Source organism: Streptomyces sp. NPDC018693, assembly GCF_044391385.1.
Taxonomy (GTDB): domain Bacteria; phylum Actinomycetota; class Actinomycetes; order Streptomycetales; family Streptomycetaceae; genus Streptomyces.
This window is the reverse complement of sequence record NZ_JBIRZZ010000008.1, coordinates 103,101-117,186: the sequence shown is the minus strand read 5'-3', so window position 1 is coordinate 117,186 and position 14,086 is coordinate 103,101. Positions and strand designations below refer to the sequence as shown.

Annotated in this window: 11 protein-coding genes and 2 pseudogenes; 9 read left to right on the top strand and 4 right to left on the bottom strand. The window is 67.0% G+C overall.

The features are described from left to right. Positions 1 to 171: 171 nt before the first annotated feature. On the bottom strand, positions 172 to 861 hold the full coding sequence (locus ACH5AC_RS21945; protein ID WP_398863670.1) for a hypothetical protein: 690 nt from the start codon (positions 859 to 861) through the stop codon (positions 172 to 174). Between the two features lie 95 nt (positions 862 to 956). On the opposite strand from ACH5AC_RS21945, the gene ACH5AC_RS21940 reads away from it, so the two are divergent. The 5 genes from ACH5AC_RS21940 to ACH5AC_RS21920 all read left to right on the top strand — a co-directional run bounded on the left by ACH5AC_RS21940 (position 957) and on the right by ACH5AC_RS21920 (position 9,866). Further along, positions 957 to 1,916 carry a GIY-YIG nuclease family protein gene (locus ACH5AC_RS21940; RefSeq protein WP_398863669.1) on the top strand — a complete coding sequence of 320 codons (960 nt, stop codon included), beginning with the start codon at positions 957 to 959 and terminating at the stop codon, positions 1,914 to 1,916. Positions 1,917 to 1,985: 69 nt separating this feature from the next. Next, positions 1,986 to 3,815 (top strand): DUF4357 domain-containing protein, encoded by a 1,830-nt coding sequence (locus ACH5AC_RS21935; RefSeq protein ID WP_398863668.1) that lies wholly within the window; start codon positions 1,986 to 1,988, stop codon positions 3,813 to 3,815. Then, on the top strand, positions 3,812 to 5,035 hold the full coding sequence (locus tag ACH5AC_RS21930; RefSeq protein ID WP_398863667.1) for an McrC family protein: 1,224 nt from the start codon (positions 3,812 to 3,814) through the stop codon (positions 5,033 to 5,035). Before ACH5AC_RS21935 ends, ACH5AC_RS21930 begins: the two co-directional genes overlap by 4 nt. Positions 5,036 to 5,660: 625 nt before the next feature. Then, positions 5,661 to 7,571: a DNA/RNA helicase domain-containing protein gene (locus ACH5AC_RS21925; protein WP_398863666.1), complete on the top strand. Its 1,911-nt coding sequence runs from the start codon at positions 5,661 to 5,663 to the stop codon at positions 7,569 to 7,571. Between the two features lie 177 nt (positions 7,572 to 7,748). Beyond that, entirely contained in the window at positions 7,749 to 9,866 is a 2,118-nt protein-coding gene (locus ACH5AC_RS21920) for a DUF2075 domain-containing protein (protein ID WP_398863903.1), read from the top strand. A gap of 51 nt (positions 9,867 to 9,917) precedes the next feature. Here ACH5AC_RS21920 and ACH5AC_RS21915 read toward each other — a convergent pair whose 3' ends face one another. Beyond that, complete coding sequence (locus tag ACH5AC_RS21915; protein WP_398863665.1) at positions 9,918 to 10,046, bottom strand: DUF6408 family protein; 129 nt, start codon at positions 10,044 to 10,046, stop codon at positions 9,918 to 9,920. A gap of 687 nt (positions 10,047 to 10,733) precedes the next feature. Between ACH5AC_RS21915 and ACH5AC_RS21910 the strand changes: the two are divergent. Together ACH5AC_RS21910 and ACH5AC_RS21905 are read left to right on the top strand one after the other, a co-directional pair. Continuing rightward, a pseudogene (locus ACH5AC_RS21910) lies at positions 10,734 to 11,395 on the top strand (Scr1 family TA system antitoxin-like transcriptional regulator); the annotation flags it as partial. A gap of 34 nt (positions 11,396 to 11,429) precedes the next feature. Further along, positions 11,430 to 11,654 carry a DUF397 domain-containing protein gene (locus ACH5AC_RS21905; protein WP_398863663.1) on the top strand — a complete coding sequence of 75 codons (225 nt, stop codon included), beginning with the start codon at positions 11,430 to 11,432 and terminating at the stop codon, positions 11,652 to 11,654. A gap of 63 nt (positions 11,655 to 11,717) precedes the next feature. Here the strand turns inward: ACH5AC_RS21905 and ACH5AC_RS21900 are convergent, their stop codons facing one another. Beyond that, on the bottom strand, positions 11,718 to 12,569 hold the full coding sequence (locus tag ACH5AC_RS21900; protein ID WP_398863662.1) for a helix-turn-helix domain-containing protein: 852 nt from the start codon (positions 12,567 to 12,569) through the stop codon (positions 11,718 to 11,720). Positions 12,570 to 12,579: 10 nt separating this feature from the next. After that, positions 12,580 to 13,333, bottom strand: a pseudogene (locus ACH5AC_RS21895) (DUF6879 family protein). Between the two features lie 174 nt (positions 13,334 to 13,507). Between ACH5AC_RS21895 and ACH5AC_RS21890 the strand changes: the two are divergent. Together ACH5AC_RS21890 and ACH5AC_RS21885 are read left to right on the top strand one after the other, a co-directional pair. After that, positions 13,508 to 13,717, top strand: coding sequence for a hypothetical protein (locus ACH5AC_RS21890; protein WP_398863661.1), 210 nt, complete (start codon positions 13,508 to 13,510; stop codon positions 13,715 to 13,717). Continuing rightward, positions 13,710 to 13,946 carry a hypothetical protein gene (locus ACH5AC_RS21885; protein ID WP_398863660.1) on the top strand — a complete coding sequence of 79 codons (237 nt, stop codon included), beginning with the start codon at positions 13,710 to 13,712 and terminating at the stop codon, positions 13,944 to 13,946. Before ACH5AC_RS21890 ends, ACH5AC_RS21885 begins: the two co-directional genes overlap by 8 nt. Positions 13,947 to 14,086 lie beyond the last annotated feature (140 nt).

The window sequence follows — 14,086 nt, the reverse complement described above, 5'->3', positions numbered from 1 at the left end:
GCGAAGGCGGGTACCAGGATGCGACTGCCGCCTCGCCTCACCCTGGACACCCACTCGGGCATGCTCTGCATCAAGATCACTGACTCTCAGACTAAGGAACTGCTTTCCCGGGACACGAGTCAGCAGACTCGTGCCCGGCACGGAGCCCGGTCGAGTGATGCTGTCTTCCGCCTACTTCCCGAGGTCGTGCTGCCGCTGCCCCAGGCACCGCAGCCACAGCGCATAAGCTGCTTGTGCCTCCCGCAGCGAATCCTGTGCAAATCGCTCGTCCGCGAAGCCGGTCTTTGCGGCGCGCTGCACGACGGTGACCAGATGTTCGGCGACGGCTGAGATGCGTTCCTTGTGCGTCTCTTCCAGATGAGGTGTGAGCTCCGCCCCACGGTCGGCCATCGCCAGAAGGTCGTCGTACTCCGCATCGTCGCCGTAGGTGGATGGAACCTCGCGCAGATCGACCTCGCGCAGCTGGGACACGTCGGCAGGCGCCGCGTCGTCCTCGACGGCTGCCTCCCGGCCCAGAATCCGATTCAGGAGACGCAGCGTCGCCACCGACTGCCGTACCTCTTCGGCGAGCACGTCGAGAGCCTTCAGTTCCGCTGCGACCTCTTCCCGGGCCTCCCGCGTGAGCAGTTGCCGCAGACGGTCCGCGGCATCCTCGCCGCGGGCACCCGCCTCGTCGATCACGCTGTCGCATGCGTTCAGCTCAGCGAACGCCCGCTCCGCCGTGGCGATGGAGGCTCTCAGCATTCCCGCCGTGTCCTCGTCGAAGTGGCCCACCGCACCCCGTAGTTCGGCCACCGTGATGGACACCGCCTTCAGCAAGTCCTCGACCCGAGGTCTGCCGACGAGCAGCCTGTCGTCCATGTTCTGTCCCCCTCGCTCTGCGGCCGCCCATGAGAACCGGCCGGAAATGTGCGAAGCGTGAACATCGTGTGCCACGCACACCTCAGAATATGCGTGTGATCACACAGGACACCGGCTTCGTCTACGTGATGCAGAATCCTGCGATGCCCGACATGGTGAAGATCGGTCTTACTGCGCTGCTGCCGGAGGAACGTGCGGCGAAGATCTCCAGCCACGAGGGCGTACCACTGCCGTTCGAGGTCGCCTTCCGGGCGCTGACCATGCGCTGGCCCGAGGTGGAGAAGCTCGTCCATCAACGCCTGGGTGAACAGAGGGTCAACCCGCGCCGGGAGTACTTCTCCGTGTCTGTCGACGTCGCCGTGGAGACCGTCCGCGAATGTGTGTTGGAGGTGAACGGGAACGACGCCTGGGAGGTCGGGGAGATCCATCCCATCGGCGGGGAGGATCGCATCGCGCTCTCTTTGGAGGCAGGCGAGGTCTTTGTCCTGCTGGCCCAGCCGTCGTTGTTCGGCGGAGGCGGGTGGGAGCCGCTCGACCTCTGGCAGGCACACGCCGACGGCGACCAGCTGGAGATCTACGCTGCGGACGGGCCGAACGAGGTCGCTGGGTTCAGTGACAGTGACGTCGGTGGTGATGACGACCCTGTGCCTTATCTCGACGCTGCGGGAAAGGTCGCCAACGGAGTACTCATCGGCCGTGAGCGCCTCGCGCCGGGTGACCGCATCCTGTGGATGAGGGAAGAGCAGCAGCCGGGAGCGTGCAGAGGCGTGCTCTTCGAGGCTCGGGAGTACTGCCAGATCGCGTGCCGCACTTGGAACCCACAGGTGACCTCGGACGGGATGCCTCTCATCCTCAACTACCTCGAGCGCGACCCTTCGCCCGCCATGGTCGCTGTCTCCCAACTCGCCCTCCGCCTCCCCGGCCCACGCACCTGGGCGCCGCGCCCGACGACCCGCGAAGAGTCGGCCCTCGCGCTGCCCGGACCCGAACGCTGGCTCCCTCAGCTCAGGCCGAAGAAGGACCGCCCTCCTCGCGGGGGCAAGCGTTCAGCGTGAACAGCGTGGCTGTCACCGCCCTGCATAGGCTGCTGCGCGACATGAGCCCCAGGACATACGAGGAGACCGATGACCGACGCATATCCCGAGCTCTATCTGCGACTGCCGAGAGGCGGGCCGGAGGCCCGGGGCCGACTGCTGGGGGAGAAGGGTGCCAGCGGGAGCCAGAGGTTCGTCATCGCGGCGGGATCTCCGGCCCAGACCAAGGTGGTTCCCTCCTTCGCGGCGCGCAAGCCGACCTCGTACCGCACACGGCAGCACCTCATCTCGCAGGGATTGCTGCGGCAGTCGGAAAGGTGGCCGGGATACCTGGAGGCGGCCTGGGACATCGAGTGCACCTCGCCCTCGGCTGCTGCGGAGATCCTGCGAGGCTGCAGTGTCAATGGCTGGGGCGCGTGGAAGTCGGCCGATGGGCAACCACTTGCCCACCTCGATCACATGTCGACTGCGCCCAACCGCGCCTGGTTCATCCGCGGCTCCAACGTAACCGGTGTCGATCTTGTCCAGCGGCTGTGGCTTGCGGAGGGACTCGTCAGTGTCGCCGCCGCCCGACTGCGGCAGGGTGTCGAAGCGAACCCGGACCGCAACCTGCTGAGCGCCTTGGTGGAGGAGGACTACGAGTCGGCGGCCACGTACAACCAGAAGCAGGAACTCGTGGAGGCGCTGTATGTCTTCCTCACCCGGATGAAGCCGGACGACACGGTGTGCACGCGCTCCGACGGACGGCTCCACGTCGGCAAGGTCACCGGAGCGGCGGAGCAGATCGCCTCTGAGGACGGGCGCTCCAACCTGCGGCGGCCCGTCGACTGGCAGGACACAAGCTACAAGTGGGAAGAACTGCCAGAGGAGCTCCGGCAGAAGCTGTCGGTCCAGCACGATGTCGTCGACCTGACCGCCGTACAAGCCCTCATAGACGGGCTGGGGTTGACCGATGAGCAATTGGCCGACGAGGCCGAGGCCACCGTGAGCGACCCGAGCGCAGAACTGCCGGCCCTCACCGCCCGTCGCAAGCTGGAGCTTCCCGAACCGGACCAGGCGCTCACGGACCGCCTCAACGTGCACAGTGTTTCGTGGCTGCGCGAGGTGCGTGACCTGCTGTGGGACGAGAAGCAGCTTGTGTTCTACGGGCCGCCTGGAACGGGCAAGACACATCTCGCGCTGGAACTGGCCGAGTTCCTCGGCGGCGGTCCCGAACAGGTCAAACTGGTGCAGTTCCATCCTTCCTATTCCTACGAGGACTTCTTCGAGGGCTACCGCCCCAAGGAGGATCCGAAGACCAAAGAGGTCGCCTTCCGCCTCACAGCCGGGCCGCTGCGAGAACTCGCGGACCGCGCCGACAAGGAGGGGAACCGGCACATTCCCCACTTCCTGATCATCGACGAGATCAACCGGGCCAACCTGGCGAAGGTCTTCGGGGAGCTGTACTTCTTGCTGGAGTACCGGCGCCAGACCCTGCGGCTCACCTACTCCGGTGACGACTTCTCCCTGCCGGACAACCTCTTCATCATCGGCACCATGAACACGGCCGACCGTTCTATCGCCCTCGTGGATGCGGCCATGCGGCGCCGCTTCGCCTTCGTCGAACTGTCCCCGCGCACCGAGCCGACGAGTGGCCTGTTGCGCCGCTGGTTGGCGGGGAAGGAGAAGGACGCAGAGCGGGCCGATCTGCTGGACGAGCTCAACTCCCGCATCGACGATGTCGACTTCCAGATCGGGCCGGCGTACCTGATGAAGCCCGGTGTGGACAGAGAGGGCGGTCTGGAACGCACCTGGCGCACCAAGATCCTTCCTCTGCTGGAGGAACACCACTACGGAGAGGGCGTGAAAGTCGAGAAGCGGTACGGGCTCGCGTCCCTGCGCGCGGCGCTGGCGGCCCGCAGAGACGAGCCTGTCGGGTGAGTGCCGTCGCTGGGCCCATCGAACTCGTCGAGCATGCGCGGGCGACGAACTGTCCTCTTCCCGATGCGGTGGGCCGGGCCCTCGCGGCCTCGCGCATCGTCGAGGCAGCGCCCGACCCATACGTGGCCGGTAACTGGGTCCTGAAGGCCGGTAGCAAGGTGGGCGCCGTGTCCGTGGTCGTGCCCGGCGTAGAGCCGGTCACGGTACGGATCACCCCGAAGATGCCGATGGCCCGGCTGTTTTTTCTGCTGGGCTACAGCCTCGATCCCCGCGGCTGGCGGGACGGTCAGGTGGACGTGGCCGAACACCGGGAGGTGCTGCCCGCGCTGGCGCATGCATTTGAACGCCAGGTGGAACGCGCGATTCGAGCAGGGTTGCTCCAGGGGTACCGGACGACCGAGGACACCGCTCTCGTTGTCCGGGGCCGTATCCGCGAGGCCGAGCAGATCCGCAGACAGTTCGGCGCCGCGCTGCCCGTCGAGATCGCGTACGACGAGTTCACTACCGACATCCCCGAGAACCGGCTGCTGCGCGCCGCCACTGAACGGTTGCTGCGCCTGCCCGGCGTTCCGCGTCCCGTAAGGGCCCGGCTGTTGCGCCAGCGGACGCGGCTCGCCGACGTCACCCCGCTCGTACGCGGGCAGAGACTGCCCGAGTGGCGTCCGTCCCGGCTCAACGCGCGCTATCAGCACCCGCTTCACTTGGCGGGGGCGATCCTCGACGGGGCTTCGGCCGAGCACCGTCCAGGCGGTCTGCGGATCGACGGGTTCCTCTTCGACATGAACAAGGTCTTCGAAGACTTTGTCTGCGTCGCCCTGCGCGAGGCGCTGCGTCCGTATGGCGGGCGCTGCGTGCTCCAGGCCAAGGGCGTGCACCTGGACGAGGACGAACGCGTCCGGATGCGACCGGACTTCGTGTGGTACGGCGACGGGAACCAGGGCCGTCCTCTCGCCGTCGTCGACGCCAAGTACAAGGCGGAGAAGAAGGACGGTTATCCGGACGCCGACCTGTACCAGATGCTGGCGTACTGCACCGCGTTGGGGCTCCCCGCAGGTCATCTCGTGTACGCGAAGGGCAACGCCCCGCTCGCCGGCCATCGCGTTCGTCAGGCGGGAATCGTCCTGCATCAGCACGCCTTCGACCTTGACCAGTCGCCGGACAGCCTCCTGACCGAAGTGAGCGAGTTGGCCGGGAAGATGGCCGCGAGCGTAAACGAATGATCGCCGCCGATGACCACCGTTGCCGACCGGCGTGATGAATTCACCTTTCACAACTCGCCTTCACACCCACATCCCGAGAGAGCTACGACATCCTGGACAAGCCGGTCAAGGCCGGTGTGCGCAAGGTGATGGCCGGGCCCAGGCAGCTGGCCGCGGTCGAACTGCATGCACACCCTGACTGCCCAGCGGCCCGGGTCGAATCGGGGTCGAATCAGAGCGGTTTCCTCTGACTGCCTCCGATCGCCTCTGCAACCCGTCCTTGCAGGTCACAGCTGGCCCGATCTGGAAATCCGCAGGTCAGAAAGGTGCTCCAGGAATACCCGGCGTACAGCCCCACTCGTCTGCCGCTCTGCGTTTCCAGATCAGAGGCCATGTTTCCGGATGAACAAACGCCCGGCCCGAATCCACCGCTGACAGTTGACGACGGGCCTCTGGATGTTGGCGGGGGAGACCGGGCACGCCGTCCACTGCCGCCACGGTGGCCACCGGTACGGCTGTCCGTACCGCCAGGTACCCTCAAGGACATCGTCAACGCGGCCCGACGGGCTTCCGCTCCACCCCGGTGGAGTCTCGTAGGACATGCCCCCACCCGCACGAGTCTCTTCGTGCTGCCTGGGGGAAGTCCTTGCTGTTCCGCGCGTCCGCGAAAACGGTCGCCGTCATGGCACTCGACGGTTCGCTGTTCCTGCACCTCACCGACAAGTTCGTCCACATGCACGGCTATCGGCCCGGCGCCTCCGAGGTGCGTTCCTGGGAGCGCAGCATTCCCTTCCTGGCCGCCGCACTCAACGACGCCGGACTGGGCGACGTGGAGGTCATGCTGGAGTACGCCCTCCCGCTGAACAGCAAGCGCGCCGACGTCGTCCTCGCCGGAGTGCACCCGGTCACGGCAGAGCCGTCCTACGTCGTGGTGGAGCTGAAGCAGTGGAGCCAGGCACTGCCCCACGAGGACGACCCCGCTCTGTGTCATGTCGACGCCTATGCCCATCCGGTCCTCAACCCCATCGAGCAGGTCCGCCGCTACTGCGAATACCTCGTCAATTTCAACGGGGCGGTGGCCGAACACGGGCACCGGGTGACCGGAGTGGCGTATCTGCACAACGCCACCGAGTTCGGCGTGACCGGGCTGCGGGAGATCGAGCGTGACGGCCACGGACTGCTCTTCACCGCGGAACGCCGTGGCGCCTTCCTCGACTACCTTCGTACGAGGCTGAGCGACAAGCACCCCGGGGCCCGGGCGGCGGACGAACTCCACGCAGGCGCCACGGTGCCGTCGAAGCAGCTCATGTCCGTGGCTGCTGAGGAGGTACGCGAACGCACGCAGTTCGTCCTCCTCGACGAGCAGCAGGTCGCCTACCGCATGGTGCTCAACGCGGTGGAGAAGGCGAAGCACGCCGATCGCAAGGAGGTCGTCATCGTCACGGGCGGCCCCGGCACCGGCAAGAGCGTGATCGCCCTCCAACTGCTCGGCGAGCTCTACCGGCGCGGGGTTCCGGCACTGCACGCCACCGGCTCGCAGTCCTTCACGAAGACGATGAGGAAGGTAGCCGGAGCCCGTAAGCGGGAAGTCCAGGACCTGTTCAAGTACTTCAACAGCTTCATGACGGCCGAGAAGAACAGCCTGGGTGCCCTGATCTGCGACGAGGCACACCGCATCCGGGAGACCTCGGCCAACCGCTACACCCGCGCCGAGCACCGTACCGGCAGGGCACAGATCGACGAACTCATCGACGTCGCCTACGTGCCCGTCTTCTTCCTCGACGAGCACCAGGTCGTCCGCCCCGGTGAGATGGGGACCGTTGCCGACATCAAGGCGGCAGCGGCCAAGCGGGGCATCCCCTGCAGTGTCGTCCCGCTGGACAGTCAGTTCCGCTGCGGCGGCAGTGACGCCTACCTGCGCTGGGTGGTCCGCCTTCTCGGCCTGGAACCGGGCGGGCCGGTCGCGTGGGAACCCGACGACCGCATGCAGCTGCTGGTCGCCGACAGCCCGCGGGAGATGGAAGCCTTCCTCCAAGCCCGTCGGAGCCAGGGCTACGGGGCCCGTATGTCCGCGGGCTACTGCTGGCGCTGGTCCCCGGAGCCCAAGCCCGGCGAGCCGCTCCCGCCCGACGTCGTCATCGGTGACTGGGCCCGTCCCTGGAACCTGCGCGGTGACCGCTCGGTCTCCGGCGCGCCCCCGGCTGCCCTGTGGGCCACCGACCCGGCGGGCTTCGGACAGGTCGGCTGCGTCTACACCGCCCAGGGCTTCGAGTACGACTGGTCCGGCGTGATCATCGGCCCCGACCTGGTCTGGCGGGGTGACCGGTGGATCACCGACCGCACTGCTTCGAAGGACCCGGTGTTCAAGAAGTCCACGCCGGACACAGATGTGGACCGTCTCATTCGGAATACGTACAAGGTGCTGCTGACGCGCGGGATGGTCGGCACGATCGTGTACTCGACCGATCCGGAGACCCGGGAGAAGCTGCGGGAACTGGTGTCCAGCCGACCGGAGCCACGGCCTGCGCCGATCGGGGAGCCCCTTCTGCGGCGGTGAGCGCGCGATATCCGGCCATGATGTCCGCGCTTCAAGCCGACCGACGTGTCCTGTGCGTCCGGAAGGCGATCACTTACCTAGGATCCCAGGCGTCATTGCGGCCCGACGGGCTTCCCCACGTGGACATGCCCCCATCCGCACGAGTCACTCGTGCCCTGGGGGATCCACCTCGTGTCCATGCTCCTGCTGAAACTGGCAGCGCGGGATCTGCTGAACCTGAACTCGAGACGCCGTATGGTGCCCCACCTCGCCGCGAGGTGGAAGCACTTCCTCAGCACCGACGCCTCGTTGACAGAACGTTCCGCCTGGGCAGAGAGCCTGGTGCATCTTGCCGAAGACCTGGTCGCCGCCGACCGCGGGAGCGTCGAGATGGTCGTCGAATGCGCGGCCACGCTCGACGAGATCGACCGCGGTGGGGACCCCCGGCTCATCGACGTCGTCCTCGTGGGCCATCATCCCGAAGAGAACGGGCTGTCCGTCCAACTCGTCGAGTTGAAGCGATGGTCGACGGTGACCCGGGTGGAGCGAGCCACCGCGGAGCTGGTGCACGTCCCCGGTATGGGGGAGAAGAAGCATCCGGCGCTGCAACTGCGCGAGTACTACGAGGCGTTCACGAGTGACAGAGGACCGCTGCACGGACTGGACTACGAGTGCGGCGGCTTCGCCTATCTGCACAATGCCACCGACGCCGCAGTGCTTCCGCTGGTCGGCGTGGACGCGCCGACAGGTTCCTACGCCCGTGTCTACACCAGCGATCGCCGGCCCCAACTGCTGTCCGACCTGCGGAGCAGCTTCGCTGCCGACGGTGCCGACTCGGCTGCCGAGATCCTCTTGCGGAGCATGGGCCTGCGCAACACCCCGCTCCTCGACGCCATGATCCGCTCCAGCGGCGAGGACACGGTCTTCACCCTGCGCGGCCGTCAGAAGAAGGTCGCGGACCAGATACTCGAGACCGCCGCCAAGGTGCTTCCTGACCCCCACCGGCCCACGCTCGTCCCCGACGAGCGACGGGTGGTGTTCCTCGTCACGGGTGGTGCCGGCACGGGCAAGAGCGCCATCGGCCTTCAGCTCAAGGCCGAACTGGAAGCAGACGGCCGCACGGTCAAGTACGCGAGCGGCAGCAGGGCCTTCAACGGCGCACTGCAGGAGCATGTCGGCTTCGGTGACCGGGAGTTCAAGGAGACCTTCACCTACTTCAGCAACTTCGTCACCCCGCCCGACCCGCCGCTGGACGTGCTGATATGCGACGAGGCCCACCGTCTGCGCGACCGCTCCACCAACCGTTTCTGGAAACCCGAGGACTGGGGCACCAAGCCTCAGGTGGACGAGCTCCTCGACGCCTCCCGGTTGACGGTGTTCTTCCTCGACGAGGGTCAGTCCGTGCGCCCGCATGACGTCGGCACCGTCGCTCTCGTGGAGGACGCGGCACGGCGCTACGACGCCCACCTGGTCCGTTGCCGCCTGCGGGAACAGTTCCGGTGCGGCGGCAGCGACGCCTACATCCGCTGGGTGCGCGGCGCGCTGGGGGTGTCCGGCGCGGAGCCGGAGCTGTGGACCCCGGACGGACTGATGCACGTCGAGGTCGTCGACAGCCCGGAGGAACTCGAGCGGATCATTCGTTCCGAGGCCGCGGCGGGAGCGTCCGCGCGCATGGTCGCCGGATACTGCTGGCCCTGGACGAAGCCTCTGGGCAAGGAGAAGCGACTTGAGCCCGACGTCCGGATAGGTGACTGGCACCGGCCGTGGAACGCGGACAGCGAATCCTTCTGCGAGAACAAGACCGTCCCGCCTTCCAAGATCTGGTCCGTGCACGAGAACGGCCTCGGCCAGATCGGCTGTGTGTATACCGCGCAGGGCCTGGAGTGGGACTGGTGCGGCGTGATCATGGGCGAGGACATGGTGCGCCGGGGCGATCGCTGGGTGTTCCGCCGGGGCAAGGAGAGGGCGGACAAGGAGGCGGGCGTCAAGCGGGTGGCCGTTCCCGGGTCGTTCGATCCCAAGGTGAAGCCGAAGAGCGTGGACGACGACGAGTTCGCCCGCCTCGTCCGGCACGCGTACCACGTGCTGATGACCCGGGCGAGCCGGGCGACCGTGCTCTACTCCACGGACGGGGAGACCCGCGACTACCTGAAGGAGCTGGTCGGCGACGTCCAGATCCACGGTCTGCGCCCCACCTGGGAGAACCTGCCGGAGCAGGCGCGACAGCCACATCTGCCCCGTCCCGCCCGAGGGCGGCGCCGCCGCAGGAAGCGTCAGAAGAAGGACAGTCCGCCTGGAGAGCTGCGTCTTTTCTGAAACGGTGAGCTGTACGTGCAGTGGCGGGCTCCCGGGCCCGCCACTTGCCGGTCAGAAGACCAGGCGCGCCACCACGGTCAGGGCCGTCACCAACAGGTTGGTGATGACGCCCACCATGACGTCGATAAGGATCTGACGAATCCGGTCACGACGTGCAAGCTTGTACTCAACGGGGTTCATGGGTCTCCACTCCTGAGCGTGAGCTGGGAATGGCAGGGATCGCCCTACCGGGCATCCGCAGTCACACCGCGTGTGGCACGCGGTGGAGACCACTCGTCGCTCATCGCCGAGGACCGGCACCTCGAACACCGCCGACGTACCCTCCGGGAAGGTGCGCAGCGGGTAACGATATTAGTGCAAGCGCCAGTTGACAGTGATCGATTTCGGGCCCGGTGCGTGCGCGGGTGGCCCTGTTGCTGCACGCGCAGTTCCGCCCACACGGTTTTGCCCGGGCGAGGTAAAGGTGGAAGTCCCGGCCGGGGACATGGCCGTGGCGTACGGCGTTGGCGGAGAGTTCCGCCGTGATGAGAGTGAGTGTTTCGTTGATGTGGGTGGTGTAGGGGTGGCCCCAGTCGTCCAGGCGGTGTGAGACGAGTCGGCGGGCGAGGCGGGCACCGCGTGGGGTTGAGGTGAAGCGCATGGCGAACTCGCGTTCGGCTGTGAGGTGCTGTGGCATATGCCCGTTCGGGGGAGTTGCTGACTTCATGGGGTAAAAGTTCGCGGACTCTGCGTAGCTTTGACCAGGAGCGATGTGCTGACGAGTACGGGCTGTGCACGCGGGCGGTGCGCTTGTGCGTGGTGTTGGGCGTGACCGCTTCCCGGGCCCTGAGTTGGCCGGCCGGGCGGTGGTTCGAGAGGAGCTGCGGCGTGGACGACGAGGTTCAGCAGCCGGAGTACGAGGTCGGAACGGGCATGCTGTGCGTGTTCGGGCGGCAGCTGAAGCTGTTCCGGGAGCGGGCGGGGATGGACCGCGCGAAGTTCGGTTCTCTGACTGGGGACTCGTCCTCGACGATCGCGTCGTTCGAGCAGGCGAGACGTACCACCGCCGAAGTTCATCGACAAGGCGGATGAAGTGCTGGCGGCGGGCGGTGTGTTGAGTGCGAGCAAGGAGGAGGTGGCTCGGGCTCAATACCCGGCGTTCTTTCGGGATGCAGCCAAGTTGGAGGCCGAGGCGGTCGAGCTTTACGTGTACGAGACTCACGTGGTCAACGGCCTGTTGCAGACAGAGGAGTACACGCGGGCTCTGGCCCGCTCCGTTGCTGAGCTTCGTCATGGAGGAGCCGGTTGTGCGGCGGCCGCTTGGCGGTGAGCAGGTATGGCGCGGACAGCTTGAGCAGCTCCTCTTGCTCGGCCAGAAGCGGAACGTCGAGCTTCAGGTGATGCCGCTTGACCGTGAGGACCATGCTGGTGTGGATGGTGCGTTCACCTTGCTGCTGCCGAGGCAGGGACAACAGGTCGGTTACATGGAGGCTCAAGGCCGGAGCACGCTGGTCACCGAGCGAGATGCGGTCCATGCGCTGTCCGCACGCTAGGGGATTATCCGAGCGCAGGCCCTCACCCCGAGTGAGTCCCTGGCCTTCATCGAGAAGCGCTGAAACGAAGCGCGGTCCCGCGCCTGCGCTTGTCTGGGTCAAGAGCAGCTACAGCGGCGCTGAGGGCGGTCAGTGTGTCGAAGTGGCCGCCACCCTCGCCAGGGTCCACGTCCGCGACTCGAAGGACACAACCCGCACCGCCCTGGCCGTAGAACCCACGGCGTGGACCGCGTTCGTAGAGTTCGTGACCCTCTGACAAGGGCAGGACCGGACCCCTGGGAGGCGGGGCCTGCTCAGGTCCCTATGGCCCACAACGTCGTCAACGCACATTCAGGGCTCGGCGGGCCGAGTTGATGACGTGGTGGGCGTTGGCCCCGTACACCGCAGACTCGCTGAGGGTCTTCCAGACCTTCTTGTACAAGGCGACGTTGTCGGCGTCGTCCAGCCACAGTTCCGCGTGCCAGTCCTCGGCGACGACCAGCCGGTCGTCGAGCACCCAGAAGCCGTTGGCAGGCACGATCTTGACGGACGCCGTGAAGGGGATGACACCCAGCTCGACCGTGTCCATACCGATCATGCCGTTGAGGCGGTCGAGTTGGCTCGCCAGCACCGAGGGCGGACAGATCAGCGACCGCAACGCCGCTTCCCACATCAGCACGTGCAGCTTGCGGCCGGACCGGTACAGCCATTCCTGGCGCTGCACCCGGGAGCGGACGGCTGCCTCGATGTCGCCGGGTCCGTCCAGCAGCTCCGCATACCGCTGGATGACGTGCCGGGCGTACTCCGGGGTCTGCAGCAGTCCGGCGATCACCGACTCCTCCCAGACCCACATGTCCGAGGTGCGGTCGATCTCGGCGCTCAGCCCCTCGTGAAGAGGCTTGAAGCCGTTGGCCAGCGCTCGACGCCATGACCTGATGTGCGACTCGAACCCGGCCAGTCGGGCTGCGAGTTCGGGGTACACCCCCGGCTGCCCGGTCGCGTCGGCCCATGCCCTCAGGTCCTCGGGGGTGGCCGTCTGCCTGCCGTTCTCCAGCTTGCTGACCTTGGAGCCCGGCCAGCTGAGTCGCTGCGCGAGCTGTTGGCCGGTGAGCCGACCACCGGGGCAGGTGAAACGGAGTTCGCGCAGCCGCGCCCCCAACGCCGCCCGTGCCTGCTGGTAGTCAGTGCTCACCGGTCACGTGCTATTCGGTCGTGGCCACCTGCGCGGCGAACTGCTCGCGCGGGATCGCGTGGTGCATCGCCGCGCCGCCGCGCGATGGCGTACCGCACGACCTCAGCCGGTTCGGTGATCAGCTCGATGTCGAGCAGGTTGTCCTCGTCATCGAAGTGCAGCAGCGTTACCAGCCGTGAATCGAAGATCCAGAAGTCCTCGCCGGGCAGGCCGGCCCGCGCGGCGTCCTCGCGCCACAGGTACCGGATGTCCTCGCCGGAGGTGGCGTTGTGCCGGGAGTAGTCGAGCAGGAACAGCTGTTCCGTGGTGGGCGGGTTGTCGGCGACGCGGACACGGCCGACCGTCTTACCGGCGCCCGTCTGGGCCTTGATGTTGACGAACCAGGGTTCGTCAGGGTCGCAGGGTGACGAGCCGGTGGCCAGGAAAGCCTGAAAGTCGGGGTCTTGTCGGTCCGACGCGTAACCGCGCCGCGTCTCCAGCCGCCAGGCGGTGTGCTCGAAGGTCTCGAACAGGCGGCGGAAGGTGGCCCGGTCCACGAGTTCCGGCACTCGCTCCATCTCCTTCGGCCCCCAGTTCACAAGCAGTTCGCGCGGCACGGCCACCGCTGCCTCGTCGACTCCGAAGTGCTTGAGCTGTGCGAGGTCTTCGGGGGCGGTGACGGGCGTGCCCTGAACGATGATCTCGCCGGTGTTCTCGTCCGTGTGGAGGGCGGGGCAACCGTCGACCTTGCTGTCCGTGCCGGTGAAGCGCAACCGACGAACCATGGACGCTCTCCCTTCCGCGGGGTGTTGATCCCATCAGCATGGTCGGGGGGCCGGCCCGGCACTACTGGGCCAGACAGGGTTCAGGAGAAAACACTGGCAATCTCGGCCGCGTGGCGAGCAAATTCGAGAAAACAGCGTACCGCCAGTCAACGCCCCCCTTCTAGCGTCCTGCTCATGGCTACGAAGGAACGGAACAACGTCGACCCGCACACGGCGACGGAGACCCTGCGAGCGGCGATGTCCGACGTCGGGCTCGTCCTGCCCTCGCTGAGGCTCGGCCCTGCCTCCCCCACGCTGCGGCTCATTGAGCTGGGGCGGGGGCGCTCCGACGTGGCCGCCCGCCTGGCCGGAGCGATCCGACGGGGGGTGACGCGTGATGCCTGAGGAACCGCAGCCGGAGGGCGCCCTGGTCGTCGACATCGAGCGCGACAGGCTCGGCTACGCCATGGGTCGCCTCGGACGGGTCGTGCGGCTTCGGCCGGTGACGGGCGGACGCGAGTGGGACGTCGACCCTGCTCGTGTCCGCCGCGCAACGGACGAGGAGCGACAGCAGGCCATGCGGGAGCGAACCCGTGCTCTGAACTCGGCAAGCAGCGGCGGGGTCTTCTCATGACCACTCCGGCCACCTCGACCATGTCTGCTGAATGGGCAACCGCCAGGGCTCCACCCAAGCCGCCCGCTCCAGCCAGGTCACCCAGTAGCCCTCGCTGGAACGGGACCCGCAAGGCGCCCGCGCCGCGCTTTCAGCCGGGA

What these genes read in the sequence shown, in the direction of transcription:
- ACH5AC_RS21945 (WP_398863670.1), bottom strand. Translation starts at nt 861, where the DNA reads ATGGACGACAGGCTGCTCGTCGGCAGACCTCGGGTCGAGGACTTGCTG.
- ACH5AC_RS21935 (WP_398863668.1), top strand. Translation starts at nt 1,986, where the DNA reads ATGACCGACGCATATCCCGAGCTCTATCTGCGACTGCCGAGAGGCGGG.
- ACH5AC_RS21920 (WP_398863903.1), top strand. Translation starts at nt 7,749, where the DNA reads ATGCTCCTGCTGAAACTGGCAGCGCGGGATCTGCTGAACCTGAACTCG.
- ACH5AC_RS21915 (WP_398863665.1), bottom strand. Translation starts at nt 10,046, where the DNA reads ATGAACCCCGTTGAGTACAAGCTTGCACGTCGTGACCGGATTCGTCAG.
- ACH5AC_RS21890 (WP_398863661.1), top strand. Translation starts at nt 13,508, where the DNA reads ATGGCTACGAAGGAACGGAACAACGTCGACCCGCACACGGCGACGGAG.
- ACH5AC_RS21885 (WP_398863660.1), top strand. Translation starts at nt 13,710, where the DNA reads ATGCCTGAGGAACCGCAGCCGGAGGGCGCCCTGGTCGTCGACATCGAG.